We start from the raw sequence: 25,133 nt of genomic DNA, 5'->3' as shown, positions 1-25,133 counted from the left end.
AAAGGAGACATAAATGGGGAGGGAAGGATATGGGGAAAAAGAAAATAGCAACATTATCAGCAATATTATCTTTATCAATTACGTCAGGAGTTTCTAGTATGACTGCGTATGCAGACAATAAAGAAACAAACTACATAAATGAGCATGACGTGAAGTTAAATGGAATTGTTTCAGATGCGTTACGTTCAAGTACGAAAATTGAATTAGAAAACGGGATGACAAAACCGATTTACTCGCTTGATGAAGCGATTGTTGAAAATCTATTTGTAGAAACGGAAGTAGATAGTGATCGAGATGGAAAAAAAGATCGAGTATCAGTAAAAGTTATGCGTCCAAAAACTGATCCAAATGTGAAAGTTCCTGTTATATATGAAATGAGCCCATATCGAGCTGGTTTAAAAGATGTTCCTGTATATAACGTAGATGAAGAATTGTATGCGTATGAAGGGAAACCGTATGGAGCTGTTAATCTTGGTTCGTATGGAAATTATTATGTACCAAGAGGTTATGCAGTCATTTTAGGTGAAAGTATTGGAACTGGGAAATCAGATGGATGTCCGACGACTGGGGATGAGCAAGAAATATTAGGGACGAAATCTGTTATTGATTGGGTAAATGGACGTGCGAAAGCATATACAGAAAATGGTGAGGAAGTTAAAGCCGAGTGGTCAACGGGAAATGTAGGTATGACAGGAGTTTCTTATAATGGTACGTTACCAAATGCTGTTGCAACGACAGGCGTTGAAGGGCTAAAAACAATTATACCAATCGCAGCGATTAGTAGTTGGTATGATTATTATCGTGCAAACGGTGCAGTTATTGCGCCAGGTGGATACCAAGGAGAAGATACAGATAATATGGCAGAAGCAGTACTAACAAGAGAAAATCCTGAAGTTTGTGGACAAGTAATAAAAGAGTTAACAGCAGGACAGGACCGAAAAACTGGTAATTATAATGATTTTTGGGACAAACGTAATTATGTAAAAGATGCTAAAAATGTAAAAGCGAGTGTATTTGTTGTTCATGGTTTAAATGATTGGAATGTAAAGACGAAGCAGTTCGCGCAATGGTGGGAAGCGCTTGGAGAGAATGATGTCCCTCGTAAAATGTGGTTACATCAAGGTGGACACGGTGGAACATCAACGAATGACTGGCAAAGAACACAAAACAAATGGTTCGATTATTGGTTGTATGGAATTGAAAATGGAATTATGAATGAACCAATGGTCGATGTACAACGTGAGAATAAGGCTTGGGATAAAATAAAAAATTGGCCGGATCCAGCAGCTGTGCCGTCAAAAATCCGTATGTATTTAAGTAACAAAGCAGTTAATTTACCATTCAGTATGGGTTCTGTTAATAAGGTGTTTTCATTCGTAGATGATGCAAAAATGAAATCAAACGAATTAGTAGCAAACCCAGAATTAGAAGTAGCCAATCGATTAGTGTATACAATGCCTGTACTGCAAAAAGATACGCGTATAAGTGGTACACCAAAGATTTCAATTACAGGTAATATTGATCGATCTGTATCAAATTTAACAGCATTACTTGTTGATTATGGAGGAACGAAGCCGGAAATCGTAACACGAGGCTGGATGGATCCACAAAACGTAAAAAGTATAGAAAATTCAACAGCGATTCAACCGGGCAAAGATTATACATTTACATGGGACATGCAGCCAGATGATTATGTCTTTAAAGCTGGGCATCAAATAGGAGTCGTTTTAATTGCTAGCGACTATGATTATACAATTAGACCGAAAGCGGGCACGAAGCTTACAGTGAAATTAAGTGAAGTGACATTGCCAATTGTGAAATAAATAGTTATGGATAAAGAGGCTGTCCTAAAAGGTGCTTTTTAGCCAAAACCGAATAGAAAGTGAAAGGAAGAAACGTTGATTTAATAACGTTTCTTCCTTTTCAATTTCATGTGATTTTACTTCGAAAGAGACTTATGAGACAACCTCTTTACATTTTGAAAGGGAGAGTTTAATGTGAATGTTTATTGGTAGATACAAAAAGGCTTACAATAAATAAAAAAATTGCATTTATGATCAATAGGCCACTAAATGTAAGCCCAGCAAAACCTCCAGCGAATCCATCTCCTACTTTTTCACCAATTACATGCAAAGTGGCGAAGAAAACGATGGGGGAAGAAAGAATGAAAATGCCACTGGTAATTTTCCATATTCCCCTATATTTCTTTGCTATAAAGAAAATTAGAGCATTAAAAGCAATAAGAAGTAAAAGAAATATAATGAATGAATTCATCATATCCTCCTTTTGGTAAAGAGTTTGAATTTTCATTATTTACATTGGTATTTCAAAGGAAATATTATACAATATGATTATATTCTATGGAAAGTGAGTGATATATTATGACAGTCAGCTCTTTCGAATTTTCATTAAAAATACAGGTACAGGGAGATTAATTGAATTTAAATCTTCCGTACGTAAAAAACGGGGGAGAAAATAAATGTTTAGTTTTTATAGTACACTTTGCACGGAACTTTATGATTACACAAAGCCTGTCGGTTATTCTTTAAATGGTGATATTGAGTATTACGAAAAACGTTTGAAAAATTGTAGAGGTAGAATTCTCGAAGCAGCAGTAGGATCAGGGCGTGTCATCATCCCGCTTCTTGAGGCTGGTTTTACAGTAGATGGGATTGACTATTCACCTGAGATGCTAGAATCGTGCCGTATAAGATGTAAAGAGAGAGGCTTACACCCTAATTTATATGAAGGAAGCTTACAACAATTTTCACTTCCGCATAAATATGAGGCAATTATTATTCCTACTGGTTCTTTTTGCTTAATTGAAAATCGAGAGGATTCTATAAATGCATTGAAATGTTTTTATGAACACCTTAATCCAGGCGGACGATTAATCGTAGATATTATGCTTCCGTATGACTGGAAGACGGGGGAGATTCATACATCGACTTTTTCTTTACCAAATGGTGACGGAATTACATTAGAAAATAAATCAATTAAAATAGATTGGCTGAACCAAGTTACTCTATCCTATTTAAAATATGAAAAATGGAGTAAAGGGCAGTTAGTACAAACGGAATTGCAACGCTTTGCGGTGTGTTGGTATGGAATAGAAGAGTTTAAACTTCTTTTAGAAAGTATTGGTTTCTCTAATATTACTTGCTCTGCTGATTATGTTTATGAAAAAGAACCGTCAAATGCTAATCAAATGTTTACTTTTGAAGCCGTGCGAAAAGAAAAATAAAGAAGTATGTAAGAAAACAAGGCAATTGATACAATATCGATTGTCTTGTTTTAATTGTATATTATTTACATGCTATTACGTTTTCATTGTCCAAGCATCCTTCTACTAACTACATATACTATTTATATTAAAGACAGTCACTATTTTAAATAGAACTGTAATGTTTCTATAAATGATATTTTAGAGAGGTAGGGGATAAATTTGGCAAACGAAGAACAAGATAGAATTGAAAATCAAGTGTATTCAAATCGTGTAGTAAGATCAGAATTTGATGCGAATTGGGAAACTTGTATATCAAAAAGTGGTTATATAATTTATGTAGCAACAAGTAATAATGCTGAAGTAATAGTACTTCTTGCAGATGGTTCAAGTAAATTATTAATTTTCGAACAAGGCGGTAAAGTAGTAGTAGGCGGTGGTGGAACAAGTCATTACAGTAAGCCGCACATCGCAAGAAATATTTAAGGTAGAACAAAATGCCGGAAAATAGTTAACTCATTTTAGTAGAACTTGATGTACTATAAATACTTTTGAATGATCAGAAAAGTTTGTAGGGAATTGTACGGATTAATATTTGAAATATAATGTATGGTTTGAAGAATTCTATAAGCAATAAAAAAGCATTTCCTATTTCGGGAAATGCTTTTTCTATGTTATAGTATAATAGTGTTTTGAAACAATGTTATTTTAATATATTTCAAATTTTGTTATGTATTATTTTTATATTAAATTAGTTGCGTAAGTATTTTTTTATATAAGGAGTAATAATTAGAGAAATGAAAAATATAGACTTTATACTAGAAAGTGATGAGGCATTAAAACCGTCTGAACGATTAGTACTATTATTATTAGAGAAGCATAGAATGTTATATACGAACGATCTATTGGCATTATCTAATTTATCATATAAAACATTAACAGATTCATTAACGGCGCTTGTATTAAAATCATATGTGCTAAAGGAAACAGGTAAGGGAAGAAGACAGAATTGTTATAGATTGGTATGATAAAACTGCTGATTTTAGAGAGTTTATATTAACATTTATCGAATGTAAGGAGAAAGTGTATTTTTGTTTTCAAATGAAAAATGAAATAAACTCAAATATTTTTAATTTCATTTTTGTTAATAATAATTTAATCATTTCAAAAATAGAAAAATAAAATAAACTGCAAAAAACAGAAACAAAAAAACAATCCATTTTAAAATGGGTTGTTTTTTTGTTGGAATAATATTATTTGATATGTTGAAAGTCTGAATAATTATTCTACTTTACTTGTATACTTTTCAGGTAATAATTCCATTACGTTACATTTTACAAGTTCACCATTATAAGAAAGTATAACGTTCGTATTTTTTCCGTAATCACTTATTAATTCTCGACACATACCACATGGAGCAACAACCCAACATTTTTCTATATCTTCATGAGGGTGTGGGTGAGCAACTGCTACAATGGTATCAAATTCATGATCACCTTCTGAAATAGATTTTCCAATTGCCATAGCTTCACCACATACTGTTATTCTTCCAACATTCGCTTCAACATGTACTGCTGCATAAATATTACCTGTTTTAGTGCGTACTGCTGAACCGATATGATGACGGCCATATTTATAGTTTTTTTCGATTACTTTTTCAGCCGCTTTAATTAAATCATAGTCTTCACTATTTAAAGGTATTACGTGTAACATAATTTCTCCTCCATACTAAACATGATTAGCATTATTTTAGCAGAAAATTTTAATATTTAAAATAAAAGATAAATGTTAAATAGATAATATTATTATGTAAACTATAATTAAAAAAGGAATATATAATAATCAACAGAACATATAGAAGAGTGTGATGATGAGAAAACAGCCTATGATATAGCCTTAGAAAAAGGTCATACTCACCTTTTACATTATTTGCAACAGGGAGTGTACGTGTGATGAATAAATGGAGTGTAGGGATATTTTTATTTAATGAGGTGGAAGTGTTAGATTTTGCAGGGCCATTTGAAGTTTTTTCTATCACTAAAGTACATGAAGAGAAACCATTTACTGTTTATACAGTTAGCCAAAATGGAGAAATGATTACAGCAAGGAACGGATTAAAGGTAAAGCCTGATTATAGTATTGAAGATTTACCACCAGTTGATATATTAATCATTCCAGGTGGTAAAGGCGCACGGGAAAATGAAGTGAAAAATGATATTGTAATCAATTGGATTCGTCAGCAAATGAAAGAAGTAAAGCTAATGACTTCAGTTTGTACCGGAGCGTTATTACTCGCGAAAGCTGGTTTACTGGAAGGGTTAAAAGCAACAACACATTGGGCTAGTATTCAAACTTTCAAAAAAGATTTTCCGAATGTAGAAGTAATGGAGAATGTGAAATTTGTAGATGAAGGACATATTATTACATCGGCAGGTATTTCAGCTGGTATTAACATGTCATTTCATATTGTGAAAAATTTGCTAGGTGTGGGGATCGCTGAAGAAACGGCCAAAAATATGGAATATGATATTGATTTACAAAATTAAAAAAGCCCAAATTGGGCTTTTTTCTTATTTTGAGTGTATATAGGTATGATCTATGCTCTAAACTTAAGCTCTTAAACAGTCATTCTAGTTTTATCGAATGTACGAAAATGCATCTCTTTTCTCCTTGTAACCATGTTAAAACAAGGAGAACTTTGTATGTAAAAAAACTCTTCTACAATAGTAGAAAAAGAATAACAGAAACTACTATTTTATGCCAGCATACATAAAAAAATGCAATGTAAATATGGAAATGTCGTCGAATGCTATCTTTAATTGGTTAATTAGTGAGATATTTTTGTGAAGGAGCTTATTTTATAAGAATAGAATTAAAGTTAATAAGAAATCATGCCGATGGTAGTGAAAATATATGTGTTAGGGGGATTTCATAATGAGGAAACTCAAGCGAATAAATGTTCCTAATATACAAGAACAACTATCACAGTCTAATGAAAATCGAGCAATTAATAAGAAAAAACTAAGGCGATTTATATTCATGTTTATATTTATTGCGGCGGCTACTTTGTACGTTCAATTTATTTTAACGAAACAACAAGAAATAATTGTAGAAAAAAAAGATACAATTACGAATCAAAAAAAACAATTGGTTTCTTTAAAGAAAGATGAGGCTTCTTTAAAGACTAACATAGAAAATTTAACAGATGATGATGAAGAAATTTTGAAGTTTGCGAGAAAAGAATATCAATTTTCTAAGTCAAATGAAACTATATTTGTGTTGCCAAAGTAGTGTAATAGAACAGTTAGCAATAGCTAGCTGTTTTTTCATGTAGGAATGTCATGGTACAAGAAACAATTACATATTGTAAAAATGAAGAGCTGGAGCTGTTTTTATACTTATGGAATATATACGAAAATAAATGTTGTTAAAATTCTGTCAATTGTATTATAATACAAGGTAAGCGGATACATTTTTTAATCCATGTTGAGTTTATCACTCATACGACTATTAAGAAAACCGTTATCCCGTATTAGAAAGGAAGAGAGCTGTGTACGCTTCAAATACAATTTATGTCGTAGGGGATGCGAAAGCACCTCAAAATAATCCCATTACCGAAAAGTTTAAAAGCTATTTTGTAGCGTTTGTACTTGTTAAGGAGACTGGGGAAATTGTAGATGCAGATTGCTCAGCGACAATTGCATTAACATCTCAATTCGTTAAATATTTATTTCTACATAAAAATATTAATGACCCAGAATTAGTAATGGAAATAAAAGATCGTTATTTCGGTTCGTCTCAAAAAGCATTACTTGTAGCATTAAAAGATGCACAGAAAAAATATAATCAAATTGCTGCTTTGTCTACCCATTCATAGACAAAATCCAGCCGTAAGAATCTTCTTATGGCTGGATTTTTTTATTTCACATTAACTTTCTATATGAAAAGTAAGCAAAAGAGGTGATTTATTGCTCTAAAAAATTTGAAATTAGGATTCCACTTTTTCAAACAACGAAAGGATGAACGATATGAAAATTACCGATGTAAAAGTAAATCGTAGGCGTGTGAATCTGCATACACCGTTTAAAACGGCGCTTCGTACCGTAACCGAAATAGAAAGTATAGATGTATATATTCATACAGATGAAGGAATTGTTGGCAAGGGTGCAGCAGCTGCAACACCGGTTATTACGGGGGATTTCGCTAACGGGATTGAAGAAGCAATTTTAGGGCCGATGCGTTCCAATTTAATTGGTCAAGATATCATTCAATTTCAGCAGTTACTACAGCACATCCAAATGAGTTGCATTGGAAATCCAAGTGCGAAAGCCGCGGTAGATATCGCATTATATGATGTGTATTGTCAATATCATAACATTCCACTTTACGCATTATTAGGCGGGAAGAAAGAAATCCATACAGATATTACGGTGAGTGTAGATGAGCCTTTCATTATGGCGAAAGAGGCAAAGCAACATGTAGAAAAAGGATTTCAAACTTTAAAAATTAAAGTGGGGAAATCTGCACACTTAGACTTAGAACGTATTGAAGCGATTCGAAATAGCGTACCAAAAAATACGACGTTACGATTAGATGCAAATCAAGGGTGGAATCCAAAAGAGGCAGTTTCTATCATTAAAGAGATGGAAAATCGCAATTTAAATATTGAATTTATTGAACAACCTGTTCATGCGAAAGATTGGGATGGATTAAAGTACGTCAAAGATCATGTACAAACACCTATTATGGCAGATGAAAGCATATTTTCAGCGAGTGATGCATTAAAAATTGTGCAAGGAAGATATGCAGACTTAATCAATATTAAATTAATGAAATGTGGAGGCATACGTGAAGCGTGGCGTATTGCCGATATTGCAGAAGCAGCTGGTGTGAAATGTATGGTAGGAAGCATGATGGAATCTTCTCTTTCTGTTAGCGCTGTTGCACATTTAGCTGCTGCACATCCTAATATTCATTACTTCGATCTTGATGCACCGCTTTGGTTAATGGAAGAACCGGAAGGAATGACTTATTCTGGATCAAAGGTAAACCTTCAATCGACAGTGAATAGTAAATCTTAGGAGAAGAGACTAGTAAATTATCTTTTAAGGGGGATATGTATGAAAAAAGTAGGAACTGCATTTTTAACAACTTTATTTATATTTTCATCGTTTACATCAGCAAATGCTGAGGAAAAGAAAGATAGTAAGGCGTTTATCGATGTATCTGCTGCAACACTTTGGACCACGCCTGATTCATTACGGCCAATTGATGCACCAAGTGCTACAAATCCAGTTGATTTGTGGAAGTGGACGAAATCGATGACGCTTGATGAGAAACTTTGGTTAACAAGTGCAAATAAATTAGAAACGCAAGCGTTATTAGGCCAAGAAGTAACAGTTGTAGATAAAAAAGGGGATTGGGTGAAAGTGTTAGTCCATGGTCAGCCAACACCTCGAAATGAAGAAGGCTACCCAGGATGGATGCCTGAAAAACAGTTAACATATAATCAAGAATTTGCAGATAAAACAAATAAACCTTTCGTATTAGTAACGAAACCGACAGCCATTTTATATATAAATCCTTCTGAAAAACATAAATCGCTTGAAGTGAGCTATAATACGCGACTGCCGCTACTTAGTGAAGATACGATTTCATACCGCGTGTTGCTACCAAATGGGCAGAAAGCTTGGCTACGAAAAAATGATGGAACGGTTTACCGTTCTCAAAATGATATTCCAACCCCGACGGCCGATGATCTAATAAACACAGGGAAAATGTTTTTAGGATTACCGTACATTTGGGCTGGTACAAGTGGCTTCGGATTTGATTGCTCTGGATTTACACATACGATTTATAAATCGCACGGTATTACAATTCCACGAGATTCTGGTCCGCAATCGAGAAATGGAGTTGCAGTTGATAAAGAACATTTACAAAAAGGAGATTTAATCTTCTTTGCACATGATCAAGGGAAAGGCAGTGTTCATCATGTGGGGATGTACATTGGTGATGGAAATATGATTCACTCACCGAGAGCTGAAAGATCGGTAGAGATTATACCGCTAAATACACCAGGATATATAGAAGAATACGCTGGCGCCCGTCGTTACTTACCTTAAAAAATAGAGGGGGTTTTCAAATGAAAAAAGTTGTTCGTTACTCATTAGTTAGTACTCTATTCGTTTCTTCAATTTTAGTTGGCTGCGCAAAAGAAAAAACAACGACAAAGCCGAAAGATGAGAAGAAAGTATTACAGTTACTAGAAACGGGTGAAATTCCGTCATTAAATTCAGGGAAAGTAACAGATGCAGTATCATTTAACGTTTTAAATAACGTCATGGAAGGATTATTCCGCTTATCGAAAAACGATGAAGTGATTGAGGCTGGAGCACAAAAATATGAAGTGAGTAAAGATGGGAAAACATATACATTCCACTTGCGTGATGCGAAGTGGTCTAACGGAGATCCAGTAACAGCGCAAGATTACGTATATGCTTGGAAGCAGCTTATTAATCCGGATACTGCTTCTCAATATGCATACATTGCGTACGATGTGAAAAATGCGGAGAAAATAAATAAGAAACAACTAGGGTTAGAGGAATTAGGAGTAAAAGCGAAGGATGATAAAACGTTCGTTGTAGAGTTGGAACATCCTGTACCGTATTTTACGAAACTACTTATTTTACCGTCCTTCTATCCAATTAACGAGAAATATGCGAAAGAGCAAGGCGATAAATATGGATTAGAAGCAAATAAAACGGTATATAATGGGCCATTTACATTATCTGATTGGAAGCATGAAGCTAGTTTTACGATGAAGAAAAACGATAAGTATTGGGATAAAAAAGAAGTGAAGCTAGATGAAGTAAACTATCAAATTGTTAAAGAAATTTCAACTGCGGTAAATTTATATGAAACAGATAAAGTTGATAGAGCTGTCATTTCTACAGAATTCGTAGATAAATATAAAAATAATAAAGAGCTAAAACAATATACAGATCCAGTTATGTACTTCTTCCGATTTAATGAAAATGTGCCGATTCTTAAAAATAAAAATGCACGTCTTGCACTAAGTACAGTGTTTGATAAGAAAGGACTTGCGACTTCATTTTTAAATGATGGATCGGTTGCTGCAAACTATTACGTGCCAAAAGGATTTTTAAAAGGTCCAGATAAAAAAGATTTTAGAAGTACAGCAGGTGAGTTTAATAAAACGGATGTAAAACAGGCGAAAGAATATTGGGAAAAGGCGAAGCAAGAAACAGGTACAAATGAAGTAACGCTTGAGTTATTAAACTATGATTTAGAAAACTTCAAAAAAGTAGGAGAATATATTAAAGAGCAGCTTGAGAAAAACTTACCTGGCTTAAAGGTAAATGTGAAATTACAACCACACACGCAAAAATTAGCGCTAGAGAAGAAGAAAGAATATGAAATGTCGTTATCACGCTGGTTACCAGATTATCCAGATCCAATGACTTACTTAGAAGTATTCCTTTCTGGAAGCAGTGTAAACAATACTGAATATGCAAATCCAGAATATGATGCGTTAATTAAGAAGATTAAAACAGAATTAGGTAATGATGAAAAAAAACGTTGGAAAGCATTGCAAGATGCTGAGAAGATGTTGCTGGATGATGCGGTAATTGCTCCAGTATTCCAGCGCGGATTATCTTACTTACAAAAGCCGTATGTGAAAGATTTATACGTACATCAATTTGGACCAGCAACAAGTTTAAAGTGGGCAGATGTACAAAAATAAAGGATGAGAAAACAGACTCCACGTTTGTGGTAGTCTGTTTTTTAGTTAAAGTCGGGTAAATAGTACGTGGTATAATTTACCATTATGTATAAAATTTTGGAGGGGAATGAAGTTTTATGTTTGAAGAAAAGAAAGTAATACATACAAAAAGGTTATTCATGAGAAAGCCCATTATAGAAGATGTTGATCAATTTTATAGCATAGTAAAAGAAGAGGCTGTTGGCAAATGGCTTGCTAAATCAAAGGGAATGTCAAAGGAAGAAGCAAAGGACTATATTATGCAACTAATATCACATTGGGAACAGTATGGTTTCGGGGTATGGTTGTTAGTTAATAGAAATACAGGAGAGCTTTTAGGACATTGTGGTTTAAGAAAAATAGATGCAACAGGTGAAATAGAAATTATGTATTTACTTGATCCGGAATATTGGGGAAATGGATATGCGTCAGAAGCAGCAAAGGCTTCCATTCAATATGCAAAAGAGATGATGAATGTAAAAAGAATAATTGCTAGAGTAAAAGTAGCAAATGAGAACTCGAAAAAACTTTTACGAAATCTAGGGTTTATATATACTCATGAAGTTGATTATAGCGGGCGCTTATTATCATATTTTGAACTCAATACATCATCCGAAGAATTCTAGACATTTCATATGTTTTTTCATTGTTAAAAAATAAAATTATTACTAAAATTTCAGTGTGAAATGTATGTAGAATCTTGTATAATTAACGTGTTTCTATGGAAACATTTTCTTGCGCTATATATAGGTCTTAATAGAACAAGGAAAGAAATACATACATGTATATAATAGATAAATAGAATGGAACATGTATAGAGAAAAAGGAGAGAAATGATGACGTGTCAAAGACAAGGGTTACAATTTAATTGCGATAGGAAGAGGAATAAAAAATGAAAATGAAGCATGCCTTTGGTCCCATAATTTTAGCGTGTGTGCTTTTTTTTATTATCATACTCATCCCATCGAAAAGTTTAGTATCACTGATTAGTGATAAGAAGGTAGAAGATGCGGCAACTTCCTTACAAAAAGAAAAATTACAAAGTGTATTCTTGCAACAGAAAATGTTAGAGAATTCGCAGTATTTACCGATGTACGGTTCATCTGAATTTTTACGAATGGATGCATATCATCCGTCTAATTATTTCAAAGTAAATCCCGCTGGTTTTACGCCATATTTAATTGGGATTGGCGGTACACAAAGTTTAGCTCATATATTAAATATGACATCTACAATGGATGAGTTAGAAGGTAAAAAAGTAGTCTTTGTTTTATCACCACAATGGTTTACAAAGACTGGTGTATCGCAGGGGGATTTTACGAACAATTTCTCTAAACAACAAGCATATCATTTTATTTTTAATGATAAAATAAATGTAGAAATGAAGAAGCAAATTGCGAAACGACTTTTAGATTATAAAGTTGTTCAAGAAGATGATATATTAAAAAATTCCTTAGAAGGTATTGTATTTAATGATACGAAACATAACGTAAAAGCGGGTTTAGTTAAACCACTTGCTTATATGCATCGAAATATTTTAGATCATAGAGATTTATTTAACTCCATATTTAAGATTGAGCCGATGAAAGAAAAAACAAATGTGGGACTACGTTCAATTTCTTGGGTAGATGCACGTAAACATGCGGAAGAAGAAGGGAAAGCGGAATCTACTACAAACACATTCGGAATTGAAAATCCATATTACTATAAACATAATTTGAAGAAAAAGTTAAAAGGTTTAAAAAACTTTAGAGCAAATGAATCGTATGAAGAATCACCAGAATATGATGACTTACAAATTGTTTTAAATATTTTTAAAGAGAAAAATGTCAAGCCGCTCTTTATTTCTGTACCTGTAAATGGACCGTGGTATGATTACGCTGGTTTCCCTAAAGAGCGCCGTGAAGTGTATTATAAAAAAGTTAGGGAACAAGTTGAGAAAGCTGGGTATCCAGTAGTCGATTTCTCTGGCCATGAATATGATAAGTATTTCTTAAAAGATACAATTCATTTAGGTTGGAAAGGCTGGATTTACTTTGATGAAGCAGTGCAAAACTTTTATACTGAGAAATAAGTGTGGAGAAAAAGGAACGGCTATAAGCTGTTCCTTTTTTAGTATAGCGGTTTTTATTTATATTTTTACGCAAGATTTTTACGCTTTTTTGCCCATTTTTTTATAACGAAGTATAAAAGAATAAGTATGACGCCACCAATTGCGAATGATTTCACATATGGTCCTGCAACATCGTTAATATTTTCCCAATTCTTACCTAGTTTTTCACCTAAATAAATGAAAATGATAGACCAAGGGATGATTGCAAGTGCTGTTAACGTAGTGAAACGTAGGAATGACATTTTTGTAATACCAGCAGGAATTGAAATCGCATGACGCACTACTGGAATGAAGCGTGCTGTAAAAATGACACCAGTTCCGTAACGATTAAACCAATCTTCTGCAGCATCTATATGTTTTTTATGAATGAAAATATATTTTCCGTATCGTTCTAATATAGGTCGTCCACCGTATCGTCCAAGCCAATAAATAAAAATTTGAGCAATAACACCGCCAATTGTACCAAATACAACTGCGCCTAAAAATGAGATACTACCATTGAATACTAAGTATCCCGCATAAGCAAGGACAATCTCACTTGGGATAATCTCAATCATAAGTCCAAGCATAATGCCCCAATAACCTAATCCTTCAAAAAACGTTAATACTGAATGAATAAAACTACTTACCATTGTTGCACCTTCTAGTTTATGTATTTTTGAATAGGTGAACCTTATACTTAATAACATAAAAGATTCACTATGTGTAGATTATACCTTATTTGTATAGGGGATTGCTATTTCAATTCTTTTATGTCCTTTATAAGGATTATAGTAAAGTATATAAGTTCAATTTTCATGAAGAGAGAATGAAAAGATTATTAAAAATTTCTCATAAAAAATAGGAGCATTTCTGCTCCTATTTTTTACGGCTTCACATCTAAGTTCTGTAAAAATAAAGTTGCTGTTACGTAACGTTTCGCTAACATTTGTACATAAGCGGTATGTACAGAAAGTGTGGCGATAATAATGGCGTTACGGATTGCTTCACGTTGTTCGTTATTAACCTGATCGAACTTGCTTGCAATTTTATCAGCTCTTTCTTTTACGATGTTTTCAATTGTATGGATTGTATCTGTTGCATTTAATTGTAAGCAATTCCCTTGATTGAGTTCTTCAAATAGAGAAGAGTATGCTCCATATAAATGAACAGGATTGATTAAGTCATCACTTCGATCGGCTGGGTCATTTACGATAAGGCGTAATAGCTTACGAATGGATTCAAAATCAAGTGCTGTTTTTAAATCTTCAACAATGAATAGTAAGGCTGCTTGTTCAATTGAATATTTTTTTCCTTTTTGAGGAGAGCCAATCATTTCTTTTATATCTCGTTTCACCCAGTTTTGCATGGCAGTTACAGAGAAACTTGTGTTTTCGATCTGATTGCCAAGCGCGACTATTTCATTTAAAGAGAAACCGACGTCTGTATCGTCAATTTTTATCAGTTTTTCAAAAATAGGTGAAAGTGCGGTAGTAATAAAAGCAGTTACGCTTTGTCCGCTTTCAATATCTTTTTTATGTGACTTTGCCCAAGCTTCTTGTAAAATACCGAGAGGCTTTTTCGTATTCCATCCTCTTAATGATAGAAGAAGGGTAGCCATTTCGTTTCGTGTGAGATGAAATGTTTCCATCTTTTCACCTCCATAAATAATAAAAAGTTCTTATGAACCTATAATATGTTTTGTTTCATTTAAAGTCAATTCTGTTTTGCTTAATTTTTCCTTTGTCACCAAACTGTCGGAAGTAAATAATGCTTGCATATTTCGACAAAAGTTCATATAATAAGTTCATAAGAACCTTTAAAATGTTTTTAAAAACAAATCTATCATTCTGAATTTACTAGAAAGGTAGATTTCACATATATCTATATAAAAGGAGAATGGATATAATATGTTGAAAAAACTTGTAGCAGTCATGACAGCATTCATGGTTATCTTTGGAGCTAGTAGCTTCATGTTTGTAGATCACGCAGCAGCGAAGAGTTACAAATCTGGTAAAAAATCATACACACCAAGTTCTGGTCAAAAGTCAAAAGTTGATTTGAACAAAAAAGATAGTAACGTGAATTCACAAAAAACAACAACAGATTCAAAAACAAAAGCAACGAACACAGCACCAAAAAGTAATAAAGGAAGCTTTATGAAAGGTTTATTACTAGGTGGTCTTGGTGGTTTACTAATGGGTAGCTTATTTGCAAATATGGGAGCTCTTGGTTCTGTATTAGCGTTTATGGTAAATATGTTAGTAATGGCTGGTATCGTAATGTTAGCAATTCGTGCATTTAAATACTTCAAAGATCAACGTAAGAAAAAGGAAGATGAAGTAGCATGGAAACGATAAAAATTTCTGAACAAGAACTGATCAATGCCCTTTGCGTATATATCGCTGAAAAAAGACAAGTTGGTCCAGAAGAAGTTTTAGTTGAACTTATGTACGACGATGACTATGGTTTCTCTGCTGAAGTAGAGGTAAATGGTCGCCAGCAAATTTTAATTCAAGCGAACTTAATCGAAGCACTACGCTTATTACTTGACAGAGAATATAACGTCAATTCATTTGCGGCGAGATTACAACTTGAATTAGATGATGAAGAAGGTATTTACGCGTTAGCGAAATTTAATAACTCAGATGAGTAGGAAAAAGAGCTGTTGAGAGTATTCTCAGCAGCTCTTTTTAGCATGTGCAAATGCAAGGGAATAATCACGCCAAATTTCATTCATTTTCCGTCTACCGACATCAACACCTTGGTTAAATTGAATGGCAGCTTGTTGACGTACCGCATGTACATGTTGGATTGCTTGTTGCAATTGTTGTTCCACCGAATGGGATTTTTTATTTGCTTGTTTTACAATTGAATATCCAGCAACAGTTCCTTGTGCCATGGCGATTTTCCCGCTTTCAATGCCAGTTATATTCCCGGCTACAAATAAACCAGCAAGAGGGGTTTCCATTGTTTCGGAATGGAGAGGAACATGCCCGCCTAATTCCGGAATGTAACGGAACGGACAGCCAGCTACAGCGGCTAGTTCAGCGAGAGGATATAAGCCACCGGCAATACAAACGAAGTCTGCTTCATATATTTGTTCCGATCCGGTTACGATATTTCCTTTCGTATCAATATTAGCAACGCGTACACCTTCAACTTGATTTGTTCCGATAATTTCAAGAGCTGCTTTTCGAAGGTGAAGAGGTGTACCGTTTATTTTCATTCCGCTGTTTGGATAGAAGGTTAATCCGGCTTTTCGAATCCAGTCATATTTCATAAAATGGCTACCTATGCGTAGAAAAGCAGAAGGAGCGAGATGAGCCGCATTTAAAAGAGAATTTAAAACTTCTTCTGGTTCACCAGCCGGTTGACTTAATTCACTTTTTTCAGGAAGGACGATATGTTCCACTTTAATTCCTGCCAATTGTAATTCATTCAAAATAGCAAATGACAATATGTTAGCACCAATAATGATTCCTTTTTTCCCAACTTGAACACGATGTACATTCGTCATAACTTGAGCAGCGCCAATTGACATCACCCCAGGGAGTGTCCAACCAGGAAGAGGGATAGAGTACTCAGCAGCGCCAGTAGCAAGTAAAACGAAAGGTGCTTCTAACGTACCGATATTCGTATGGACGAACCAAGAACTTTCATCTTTATCTAAATTATAGACGGAAATACCACATTGAATATTAACTGAAAGAGATTGTGCTTCTTCGTGAAGGCGTTTTGATTCTTTTATCCCGTTCCACCATTCTCCAGTAGGTTCTTGATGTAATTGTCCTAACAATCTTCCGCCAGGCTTCATAAATTCATCAATAACAAGTACATTCAGTCCAAATCGAGCGCAAGAGATAGAGGCTGATAAACCCGCTGGGCCAGCTCCGATAATTATGACATCATTCATCGCTTTTTCACCATCTCTCTAACGATATTTGGATGCTGTTTACCACTAGCAACAACCATATCTTTTTCAACAACAGTTAAGCATGCTCGTACGTTCGTTTGATTATTTACTGTGACGCGGCATTCAGAACAATGTCCGATATTACAGTAAATACCTCGCGGTGTCCCGTTATCTTCGTGCACTCTTAATGTTCTTATTCCGTTTGCAAGTAAAGCGGCCGCAATTGTTTCATGTTCATATGCTTCATATTGTTGACCATTAAATTGAAAAGTAATGCGATTACTATTATTTAAACTTCCTAAAATAGGGTGATGTGTAATTCTACTCATTTACTTTCACCTACCGATCCAAAAGTAACTGCTCGTACCGGTGGTTGATATTTCAATGGAATATCATTTGTAGTTACGCCTGGATTTGCATGTTCAATCATTCGATCTATCATCATTCTACATGTGCGGCCACCGCAAAATCCCATGCCAGCACGTGTTCTTAGTTTTAATTCTCTTGCCGAGCATTTATATTCAGCAATTGTCGATTGAAGTTGACCGTATGTAACTTCTTCACATCGACAAACAATTAAGTGGTCTTTATTCGTCATATGTATTCCTCCTCTAGTTCGGTTTGCACAAATTATATAATGCAAAAACTATGCCAATATAGAGGAGGTAAGGTTTATTGTAACCCGAGCTTTTTTAAACGGTTATATAAAGTGGCTCTCGTAACACCAAGTTGTTTCGCACATTCTAATTTATTTCCATTCAAAATGCGTAAAGCCCTCTCAATGACCTTTTTCTCATGTTCCTCCATCTCTTCTTGTAAAGAGAGGATTGTATTATTGTTGCTGAGTAATAAGGAATGAGCCGCATGATTATCTAAAGTTTCGGTTGTATGAAATGGTAAATATTCTTGCTTTATAATACCGTCAGTCGCAAATACGACAAGTCTTTCAATAACGTTACGGAGCTCGCGAATATTACCTGGCCAATTGTAATGAAGCAGTTCATGCATAATGCTTGAAGGTAAGTCGCGAATGGGTCTGTTATAGTTGATTGAAAAATCGTTTAGGAAAGAATAGGTTAATTCAATAATATCTTCGCGTCTTTCGCGCAGCGGTGGAATATGCAAACTAACTACATTTAGACGATAGTATAAATCTTCTCGGAACGTGCCTTTTCTCATTTCTTCTTGTAAATCACGATTGGTAGCAGCGATAATACGGAAGTCAATATGAATCTCTTTTTCTCCACCAACTCGGTAATATTTTCGTTCTTGTAGTACGCGCAAAAGCTTCACTTGCATATCGAGCGGCATTTCTCCTATTTCATCAAGAAATAATGTGCCGCCTTGGGCGAGCTCTATTTTACCTTTCTTACCTTTACTATTTGCACCAGAAAACGCCCCGCGCTCATACCCAAATAATTCGCTTTCAAATAACGCCTCTGGAATGGCACCACAGTTAATCGAAATAAAAGGTGCCTTCGCTGCCTCACTAGCTTCATGAATTGCTTTCGCAAATACTTCTTTTCCAACACCACTTTCACCGAGTATTAAAACAGTTGATTTCACCGAACAAACTTTTCTAGCTAATTGTATTGTTCTTTGTATAACAGGGCTCTTTCCATTCATCGCAAGAAAAGGATCTGATTCATCTTTATACTTTGCTACTTCTTGTTCTAAACGGTGCATTTCATGTGACATATTGAATAGTTTTTCATTTAATGCGACTTGATTTGTAACGTCAGTTTCTGAAACGACTGCTCCTATAATTTCACCGTTACAATAAACTGGATTTGAGTTAATTAATACGAACAAATCTGGACGAGGTTGATGGAACTGAGCGATTATACTTTTTCCGTCATGTAATGATTGCAAAATTTCCAAATCTTTATAGTCAAAAAAACGAGTGATAGGTTGCCCAATAATCTCATTATGCTTGACTGAAAAGATCTTCTCGGCGCCATCTGTCCAGGTGCAAACGCGTTCTTTATCATCGATGACTGTAACGGAAGAATCCGTTGTTTGTATTACGGTGTTATAAAAAGAATGGAGTTCATTGTATGACTTAACAAGAAACGGGATGATTTGCTGAGCTGTTATACAGCATATAGGCTCTTTATTTTCGTTCATTATGATAACGACTATTTCATTGGAAAACGCGTCAATTAAAGCGGTGAATGATTCATCTTCATATATTACTGCGCAGTTATATTTTTCTGTAGTAGAAGGGCGGTAATAATACTTTCCGTTAATTTGCTCAATATGTTGCAAGCAGTATGTATGATCAATGGATAAAATTTTTAGAAATTCTTTTATTGTGGGAAATGAGAATGCCATATTGTCCTCCTATTATGTATAAAAATTTTGACAGTGATAAAAAAATAATACACTTATTTGCGATAAATTTAAAATGTTTTTACAAATAAAAATATTATTTATAAAAATTGTATATATGTACAGTTGGCACGTCAATTGCATAAAAGAAAGTGAGAGCTTTAGGGGAAGGAGGAGTATTTTGTGAGGCACTGCGACGTTTTAATAATTGGCGGCGGTATTATTGGCTGCTCGATCGCTTATTACACTTCAAAATACGGAAGAGACGTAACAATCATTGAAAAAGGAGAATTTGTCAGCGGGACGTCTTCACGGTGTGACGGAAATATTTTGGCTATTGATAAAGACCCCGGGTTTGATAGTCAAATGTCGTTAGTAAGTCAAAAATTAGTAACGGATTTAAGTGAAGAGTTAGAGCACTCATTTGAATATAGGGCGCCAGGAAGTATTCTCGTATGTGAGTCGGATGAAGAGATGGAAGCAGCGCAGCAATGGGTGAATCGCCAAAAAGAAGCGGGTTTACCGTTTCGAATGCTTGATAGGCAAGATATAAGAGCGGAATCGCCATTTTTTGCAGATGATTTATTAGGCGGGTTAGAATGCGCAACAGATTCGACTGTAAATCCATATCTTCTTGCTTTTTCACTTCTTGCAGAATCGAAGAAATATGGTACGAAGGCTTTTAATCATACGGAAGTAAAAGAAATGAAAAGAGATAAAGACGGTTCCTTTATTGTAGAAACGACAAATGGGACGTTTACTGCGAAGCAAGTGGTGAACGCAGCGGGTGTGTGGGCTCCGAAAATCGGACAAATGTTGGATGTAAATATCCCAATTGAACCGAGAAAAGGGCATATTATTGTAGCTTCAAGGCAACAACACGTTGGTTGCCGTAAAGTAATGGAATTTGGTTATTTAATTTCTAAATTTGGCGGACAACGAAAAGTGGATGCTTTAACTGAAAAATATGGGGTAGCTCTTGTGTTTGAGCCGACAGAAAGCCAAAATTTTTTAATTGGTAGTAGTAGAGAGTTTGTAGGGTTTCATACGAAGATAAATAACGAGGTTATTAAATGTATTGCGAACAGAGCAATACGTTTTTATCCGAAAATGGCGGATATGATGGTGATTCGTTCCTATGCTGGATTACGCCCATGGACAGAGGATCATTTGCCGATTATTTCACGTGTGGAACATATCCCAAATTACTTTATAGCAGCAGGGCATGAGGGGGATGGCATTAGTCTTGCCGCAGTTACAGGAAAAGTGATTGAAGAGTTATTAAATGAAAAAGAAACAATCATTCCTATTGAACCACTTCGTTTGAGTCGTTTTACAGAAAGGGTGTTAAACGGATGAGGTCACAAAGAGTCTTTACGACGATTGATACACATACGGGTGGGAATCCAACGAGAACATTGATTAGCGGCCTGCCTAAGTTAATAGGCGAGACGATGGCAGAGAAGATGTTATATATGAAAAAGGAGTATGACTGGATTCGCAAATTGTTAATGAATGAACCGCGTGGTCATGATGTAATGTCAGGAGCACTATTAACAGATCCGTGTCATCCTGAAGCAGATATTGGTGTTATTTACATAGAGACAGGTGGATATTTACCGATGTGTGGTCACGATACAATTGGTGTATGTACAGCTTTAATTGAATCAGGTTTAATTCCGGTAGTTGAACCGATTACCTCGTTAAAGTTAGACACGCCAGCCGGCTTAGTTGAAGTGGATATCTTTGTTCAAGATGGAAAAGCGAAAGAAGTCTCCTTTTGTAACATACCAGCTTTTTTACTGAAACACATTACTGTAGACGTCGAAGACATTGGAACTGTAGAGGCGGATATTGCGTATGGAGGGAATTTTTATGCCATTATCGATGCGAAATCAGTAGGGTTAGAGTTAGTACCAGAAAACGCATCTACAATCATAGATAAGGCAATTCATATAAGAAATATCATTAATGAGAAATTTGAAATCATTCATCCAGAGCATTCGTTTATTAGAGGATTAACCCACGTGGAGTTTTATACAGATCCTACCCATGAAAGTGCGCATGTGAAAAACACAGTTGTCGTTCCGCCTGGAGGAATTGATCGATCTCCATGTGGTACAGGAACATCAGCGAAGTTAGCTGTATTATACGCAAACCAAAAAATTGAAATGAATGAAGAGTTTGTTCATGAGAGTATTGTTGGTTCTTTATTTAAAGGGTGCGTTATAAATACGACAAATGTTGCAAATATGGAAGCTGTCGTAACGAAAATTACAGGTTCAGCTTGGCTTATGGGGATGCATAGATTTTTTTACAATGAAAAGGATCCACTGAAAGAAGGATTTTTGCTAATTCCGCCGATGGAACATGAAACGGAGGATGTAAAATGAACATTCAAAAAATGTATACAGCAGTAGACGTACACGTAAATGGCGAGGCATTCCGTGTAATAAAAGATGTACCATGCAAGTACTACTACAATTTAGAGCAATTAAACGAACAATTTTCAGGTGAATTAGCAGAAGAAATGCAACTTTTATTAAATGAACCGCGTGGTTTTATCGGTTTAAACGGATGTATCGTCGTTCCTTCTATTCATCCGGAAGTTGATGCAGCTGTATTATTTTTTAATCACGAAGGGTCAATACCTCTTCATTACGGAGGTATTGTCGCAGTCATAACGATGTTACTAGAAAGCGGATATTTAAAAAAGAGAGAGACGAATCAATACAAAATCGAAACGTTATCTGGCATATTTTTAGTTCATGCGTATGTAGAGAATGATGAAGTTGTATCTGTTTCGTTTGAAAGTAAAGTATGTTATATGATTGAGAAAAATTTACAAGTTGAACATATAAGTTACTCTCTCATACAGGCAGATAAAGTATATGCAGTTGTAGAAAAAGATGCGTATTCACCAGAAATTCATATTGAAAACATTTCTGAATTGAAAAAATGGGGAGAAAGTACACTACAAGCTATACAAAAACAGTCGTTAATACAAAGGCTTATTTTAGTAGATTCTTCGCAAAAAGAAAAGAACCATATAAAGTCGATTACCTTTCAGGAAGATAACTTTATCGTACGATCGCCAGGTTTTATTTCTACTATTGTGTCTTATGTTCACGCGTTATTTAAAAATAATTATATAGCGGATAAACCTTTTATAAATGAAAGTATATGTAATAGCTTTATAACTGTTGAAAAAGTGAAGAAGGAAGAAATAGGTTACATTTTCCGTTTTGAAAGTAGAGGATTTATTACAGGGATGCAGACGTTTCTATTAGATCCTACAGATCCGTTTCCGACAGGATTTTTATTAAAATAAAATAGTAAAGGGAGAGATAAATATGAAAAATATTAAAGGGGCATTTCCAGTATTAATCACACCGATGGATGAGTTTCAAGGGATTAATTGGAACGGTGTAAAACAAAACGTAAACTACTTTATTGAGCAAAAAGTGGCTGGCATTATTATTAATGGAAGCACAGGAGAGTTTGTGAGTTTATCAAAAGAAGAACGATTTAAAATGGTAGAAACAGTATTAAAAGAAGTTGATGGTCGTATACCAGTTATTGTTGGAACTGCTGCGGAGACGACGAAAGAGACGATTGAATATACGAAACATGCAGAAGCGCATGGAGCGGATTGTGCATTAATTATAAATTCGTATTATTGTAAACCGAAAGAAGAGGAAATATATTTTCATTTTAAAGAAATCTCAAACGCTGTAAATATTCCAATTATGTTATACAATAACCCGTTTACATCTGGTGTTGATATGAGTACAGAACTCATGCTACGTATTGGAAAAGAGTGTGAAAATGTTACACATATTAAAGAATCTAGCGGAGATATTCGAAAAGCGAGAGATTTAGTAAGACAAGGCGAAGGTGCGTTTCAAGTATTCTGTGGATCTGAAGATTTAGTTATGGAATCTTATTTAGTTGGTGCGACGGGCTGGGTTTCAGTAGCAGGTAATATCGTACCGGGACTTGTTACGAAAATGTATGAGCATTTTCATAATGGTGAATTAGAAAAAGCTTGGGAAATAAACGACGCTATTTTACCTCTTTGCGAGTTTCTTGAAGGATCAGGAAAGTATGTGCAAATTGTGAAACGATCAATGGAATTACACGGGCAAGCTGGAGGACCTTCACGTTATCCGAGACTCGGATTAACTGAAGAAGAAGATCAAAAACTTCAAACGATTATTTCAAAAATTGCAGCTCATGCAGCTGTTTAAATAAGGAGGAGAGCATAAATGTTAACGAAAAACATTGAACTAAAACCAAAAGTGAAAGCGTTTTTAAATGAAGAAATTAAAATGTTTATTAATGGTGAATTTGTTCCTTCAATTAGCGGGAAGACGTTTGAAACATACAATCCAGCAACAGAAGATGTTTTAGCGGTCGTATGCGAAGCACAAGAAGAGGATATCGATGTCGCAGTAAAAGCGGCAAGATCTGCATTTGAATCAGGACCTTGGGCAGAAATGACTACTGCTGAAAGAGCACATCTTATTTATAAATTAGCAGACTTAATTGAAGAGCATGGAGAAGAATTGGCGCAGTTAGAAGCTTTAGATAACGGGAAACCATATCAAGTAGCACTGGATGATGATATTGCAGCGACTGTAGAAAATTATCGCTATTATGCGGGATGGGCTACGAAAATTATCGGACAAACCATTCCGATTTCAAAAGATTACTTAAATTACACACGCCATGAACCTGTTGGCGTTGTAGGTCAAATTATTCCTTGGAATTTTCCGCTCGTTATGTCTTCTTGGAAAATGGGAGCTGCACTAGCAACAGGTTGTACGATCGTATTAAAACCAGCAGAGCAAACTCCTTTATCGTTATTATATGCAGCGAAACTTTTTAAAGAAGCAGGTTTTCCAGATGGTGTTGTAAACTTTGTGCCAGGGTTTGGTCCTGAAGCAGGAGCTGCAATTGTAAACCATCATGATATTGATAAGGTAGCCTTCACAGGTTCAACAGTTACAGGAAAATATATTATGCGTCAATCTGCAGAAACAATTAAACATGTAACGTTAGAACTTGGTGGTAAATCACCAAATATCATTTTAGAAGATGCTGATTTAGAAGAAGCAATTAACGGTGCATTCCAAGGTATTATGTATAATCACGGCCAAAATTGTAGTGCTGGATCTCGCGTGTTCGTTCACCGAAAACATTACGAAACAGTCGTAAATGAACTAGTAAAAATGGCGAATAACGTGAAACTTGGAGCAGGTATGGAGAAGGAAACGGAAATGGGTCCACTCGTATCTAAAAAGCAACAAGAGCGTGTACTACATTACATTGAACAAGGAAAAGCTGAAGGTGCGACTGTTGCTGCAGGTGGTGAACGTGCATTTGAAAAAGGTTATTTTGTACAGCCAACGGTATTCACAAATGTTACTGATGATATGACAATTGTGAAAGAAGAAATTTTTGGACCAGTTGTCGTTGTACTTCCATTTGATTCAACGGAAGAAGTAATCGAAAGAGCAAATCGCTCTTCTTACGGACTCGCTGCAGGCGTATGGACACAAAATATTAAAACAGGACATCAAGTTGCCAATAAGTTAAAGGCAGGAACAGTATGGATTAATGATTATAACTTAGAAAATGCAGCGGCACCATTTGGTGGGTTTAAACAATCTGGTATCGGCCGTGAGTTAGGTTCATATGCGCTTGATAACTATACAGAAGTGAAAAGTGTTTGGGTAAATATAAAGTAATAGAGAGTTTAACTGTTAATGAATAGAGATACGGA

27 protein-coding genes are annotated in these 25,133 nt (G+C 35.0%); 19 read left to right on the top strand and 8 right to left on the bottom strand.

Annotated elements, in window-relative coordinates:
- The first annotated feature begins 29 nt into the window (after nucleotides 1-29).
- Nucleotides 30-1,823, top strand: coding sequence for a Xaa-Pro dipeptidyl-peptidase (locus tag EGX95_RS12420; protein WP_000516718.1), 1,794 nt, complete (start codon nucleotides 30-32; stop codon nucleotides 1,821-1,823).
- Between the two features lie 169 nt (nucleotides 1,824-1,992).
- Here EGX95_RS12420 and EGX95_RS12415 read toward each other — a convergent pair whose 3' ends face one another.
- The gene (locus EGX95_RS12415; protein WP_001083943.1) at nucleotides 1,993-2,274 is read right to left on the bottom strand and encodes a hypothetical protein; all 282 of its coding nucleotides are present in this window, start codon (nucleotides 2,272-2,274) and stop codon (nucleotides 1,993-1,995) included.
- A gap of 205 nt (nucleotides 2,275-2,479) precedes the next feature.
- Between EGX95_RS12415 and EGX95_RS12410 the strand changes: the two genes are divergently transcribed.
- The 3 genes from EGX95_RS12410 to EGX95_RS12400 all read left to right on the top strand — a co-directional run bounded on the left by EGX95_RS12410 (nucleotide 2,480) and on the right by EGX95_RS12400 (nucleotide 4,251).
- Nucleotides 2,480-3,244 (top strand): class I SAM-dependent methyltransferase, encoded by a 765-nt coding sequence (locus EGX95_RS12410; RefSeq protein ID WP_000490902.1) that lies wholly within the window; start codon nucleotides 2,480-2,482, stop codon nucleotides 3,242-3,244.
- A gap of 201 nt (nucleotides 3,245-3,445) precedes the next feature.
- On the top strand, nucleotides 3,446-3,709 hold the full coding sequence (locus tag EGX95_RS12405) for a hypothetical protein (RefSeq protein ID WP_001262613.1): 264 nt from the start codon (nucleotides 3,446-3,448) through the stop codon (nucleotides 3,707-3,709).
- A gap of 311 nt (nucleotides 3,710-4,020) precedes the next feature.
- On the top strand, nucleotides 4,021-4,251 hold the full coding sequence (locus EGX95_RS12400; RefSeq protein ID WP_000789031.1) for a hypothetical protein: 231 nt from the start codon (nucleotides 4,021-4,023) through the stop codon (nucleotides 4,249-4,251).
- Between the two features lie 253 nt (nucleotides 4,252-4,504).
- On the opposite strand, the gene EGX95_RS12395 is transcribed toward EGX95_RS12400, so the two are convergent.
- Nucleotides 4,505-4,936, bottom strand: coding sequence for a cytidine deaminase (locus EGX95_RS12395; protein WP_000903441.1), 432 nt, complete (start codon nucleotides 4,934-4,936; stop codon nucleotides 4,505-4,507).
- A gap of 236 nt (nucleotides 4,937-5,172) precedes the next feature.
- On the opposite strand from EGX95_RS12395, the gene EGX95_RS12385 reads away from it, so the two are divergent.
- The 8 genes from EGX95_RS12385 to dltD all read left to right on the top strand — a co-directional run bounded on the left by EGX95_RS12385 (nucleotide 5,173) and on the right by dltD (nucleotide 13,080).
- Nucleotides 5,173-5,769, top strand: coding sequence for a DJ-1/PfpI family protein (locus tag EGX95_RS12385; protein ID WP_000981416.1), 597 nt, complete (start codon nucleotides 5,173-5,175; stop codon nucleotides 5,767-5,769).
- A gap of 388 nt (nucleotides 5,770-6,157) precedes the next feature.
- Nucleotides 6,158-6,514, top strand: a complete 357-nt coding sequence (locus EGX95_RS12380; RefSeq protein WP_001228720.1) for an FtsB family cell division protein — start codon at nucleotides 6,158-6,160, stop codon at nucleotides 6,512-6,514.
- A gap of 259 nt (nucleotides 6,515-6,773) precedes the next feature.
- Nucleotides 6,774-7,100, top strand: a complete 327-nt coding sequence (locus EGX95_RS12375) for a DUF3870 domain-containing protein (RefSeq protein WP_000271328.1) — start codon at nucleotides 6,774-6,776, stop codon at nucleotides 7,098-7,100.
- Nucleotides 7,101-7,242: 142 nt separating this feature from the next.
- Nucleotides 7,243-8,304 (top strand): dipeptide epimerase, encoded by a 1,062-nt coding sequence (locus EGX95_RS12370; RefSeq protein WP_002021647.1) that lies wholly within the window; start codon nucleotides 7,243-7,245, stop codon nucleotides 8,302-8,304.
- Nucleotides 8,305-8,343: 39 nt separating this feature from the next.
- Entirely contained in the window at nucleotides 8,344-9,345 is a 1,002-nt protein-coding gene (locus EGX95_RS12365; protein ID WP_000755454.1) for a C40 family peptidase, read from the top strand.
- Between the two features lie 20 nt (nucleotides 9,346-9,365).
- Entirely contained in the window at nucleotides 9,366-10,988 is a 1,623-nt protein-coding gene (locus EGX95_RS12360) for a peptide ABC transporter substrate-binding protein (RefSeq protein ID WP_000758241.1), read from the top strand.
- A 116-nt stretch (nucleotides 10,989-11,104) separates the two neighbouring features.
- Nucleotides 11,105-11,632 carry a GNAT family N-acetyltransferase gene (locus tag EGX95_RS12355; protein ID WP_000461338.1) on the top strand — a complete coding sequence of 176 codons (528 nt, stop codon included), beginning with the start codon at nucleotides 11,105-11,107 and terminating at the stop codon, nucleotides 11,630-11,632.
- Between the two features lie 266 nt (nucleotides 11,633-11,898).
- A complete protein-coding gene (gene dltD / locus EGX95_RS12350; RefSeq protein ID WP_000782319.1) occupies nucleotides 11,899-13,080 on the top strand; it encodes a D-alanyl-lipoteichoic acid biosynthesis protein DltD in 1,182 nt (393 codons plus the stop codon).
- 65 nt (nucleotides 13,081-13,145) lie between these two features.
- Here dltD and EGX95_RS12345 read toward each other — a convergent pair whose 3' ends face one another.
- Together EGX95_RS12345 and EGX95_RS12340 are read right to left on the bottom strand one after the other, a co-directional pair.
- On the bottom strand, nucleotides 13,146-13,751 hold the full coding sequence (locus EGX95_RS12345) for an undecaprenyl phosphate transporter UptA (protein ID WP_123805517.1): 606 nt from the start codon (nucleotides 13,749-13,751) through the stop codon (nucleotides 13,146-13,148).
- A 233-nt stretch (nucleotides 13,752-13,984) separates the two neighbouring features.
- Complete coding sequence (locus EGX95_RS12340; protein ID WP_000447224.1) at nucleotides 13,985-14,749, bottom strand: DUF1836 domain-containing protein; 765 nt, start codon at nucleotides 14,747-14,749, stop codon at nucleotides 13,985-13,987.
- A 259-nt stretch (nucleotides 14,750-15,008) separates the two neighbouring features.
- Between EGX95_RS12340 and EGX95_RS12335 the strand changes: the two genes are divergently transcribed.
- Together EGX95_RS12335 and EGX95_RS12330 are read left to right on the top strand one after the other, a co-directional pair.
- A complete protein-coding gene (locus tag EGX95_RS12335; RefSeq protein ID WP_000914485.1) occupies nucleotides 15,009-15,458 on the top strand; it encodes a hypothetical protein in 450 nt (149 codons plus the stop codon).
- A complete protein-coding gene (locus EGX95_RS12330; protein WP_000447759.1) occupies nucleotides 15,446-15,754 on the top strand; it encodes a YxcD family protein in 309 nt (102 codons plus the stop codon). Before EGX95_RS12335 ends, EGX95_RS12330 begins: the two co-directional genes overlap by 13 nt.
- 24 nt (nucleotides 15,755-15,778) lie before the next feature.
- Here EGX95_RS12330 and EGX95_RS12325 read toward each other — a convergent pair whose 3' ends face one another.
- The 4 genes from EGX95_RS12325 to EGX95_RS12310 form a co-directional block, all read right to left on the bottom strand.
- Nucleotides 15,779-17,014 carry an NAD(P)/FAD-dependent oxidoreductase gene (locus EGX95_RS12325; protein ID WP_001000596.1) on the bottom strand — a complete coding sequence of 412 codons (1,236 nt, stop codon included), beginning with the start codon at nucleotides 17,012-17,014 and terminating at the stop codon, nucleotides 15,779-15,781.
- Complete coding sequence (locus EGX95_RS12320) at nucleotides 17,011-17,343, bottom strand: (2Fe-2S)-binding protein (protein ID WP_000087061.1); 333 nt, start codon at nucleotides 17,341-17,343, stop codon at nucleotides 17,011-17,013. The genes EGX95_RS12325 and EGX95_RS12320 overlap by 4 nt, the downstream gene beginning before the upstream one ends.
- Complete coding sequence (locus EGX95_RS12315; RefSeq protein WP_000182238.1) at nucleotides 17,340-17,612, bottom strand: (2Fe-2S)-binding protein; 273 nt, start codon at nucleotides 17,610-17,612, stop codon at nucleotides 17,340-17,342. Before EGX95_RS12315 ends, EGX95_RS12320 begins: the two co-directional genes overlap by 4 nt.
- A 74-nt stretch (nucleotides 17,613-17,686) precedes the next feature.
- Nucleotides 17,687-19,348 carry a sigma-54 interaction domain-containing protein gene (locus EGX95_RS12310; protein WP_000885706.1) on the bottom strand — a complete coding sequence of 554 codons (1,662 nt, stop codon included), beginning with the start codon at nucleotides 19,346-19,348 and terminating at the stop codon, nucleotides 17,687-17,689.
- A gap of 180 nt (nucleotides 19,349-19,528) precedes the next feature.
- On the opposite strand from EGX95_RS12310, the gene EGX95_RS12305 reads away from it, so the two are divergent.
- The 5 genes from EGX95_RS12305 to EGX95_RS12285 are packed head-to-tail and all read left to right on the top strand — an operon-like array spanning nucleotide 19,529 to nucleotide 25,098.
- Complete coding sequence (locus tag EGX95_RS12305) at nucleotides 19,529-20,704, top strand: NAD(P)/FAD-dependent oxidoreductase (protein ID WP_001215250.1); 1,176 nt, start codon at nucleotides 19,529-19,531, stop codon at nucleotides 20,702-20,704.
- The gene (locus EGX95_RS12300) at nucleotides 20,701-21,738 is read left to right on the top strand and encodes a proline racemase family protein (RefSeq protein WP_001257550.1); all 1,038 of its coding nucleotides are present in this window, start codon (nucleotides 20,701-20,703) and stop codon (nucleotides 21,736-21,738) included. Before EGX95_RS12305 ends, EGX95_RS12300 begins: the two co-directional genes overlap by 4 nt.
- Nucleotides 21,735-22,676, top strand: a complete 942-nt coding sequence (locus EGX95_RS12295) for a proline racemase family protein (RefSeq protein WP_001025541.1) — start codon at nucleotides 21,735-21,737, stop codon at nucleotides 22,674-22,676. The genes EGX95_RS12300 and EGX95_RS12295 overlap by 4 nt, the downstream gene beginning before the upstream one ends.
- A 22-nt stretch (nucleotides 22,677-22,698) precedes the next feature.
- Nucleotides 22,699-23,595, top strand: coding sequence for a 4-hydroxy-tetrahydrodipicolinate synthase (gene dapA / locus EGX95_RS12290; RefSeq protein ID WP_000789615.1), 897 nt, complete (start codon nucleotides 22,699-22,701; stop codon nucleotides 23,593-23,595).
- A gap of 18 nt (nucleotides 23,596-23,613) precedes the next feature.
- Nucleotides 23,614-25,098 carry an aldehyde dehydrogenase family protein gene (locus EGX95_RS12285; protein ID WP_000956377.1) on the top strand — a complete coding sequence of 495 codons (1,485 nt, stop codon included), beginning with the start codon at nucleotides 23,614-23,616 and terminating at the stop codon, nucleotides 25,096-25,098.
- Nucleotides 25,099-25,133 lie beyond the last annotated feature (35 nt).

The organism is Bacillus sp. FDAARGOS_527, assembly GCF_003812125.1.
Lineage (GTDB): Bacteria > Bacillota > Bacilli > Bacillales > Bacillaceae_G > Bacillus_A > Bacillus_A paranthracis.
The sequence above is the reverse complement of the archived record's forward strand: the minus strand, read 5'-3'. Positions and strand labels throughout refer to the sequence as shown.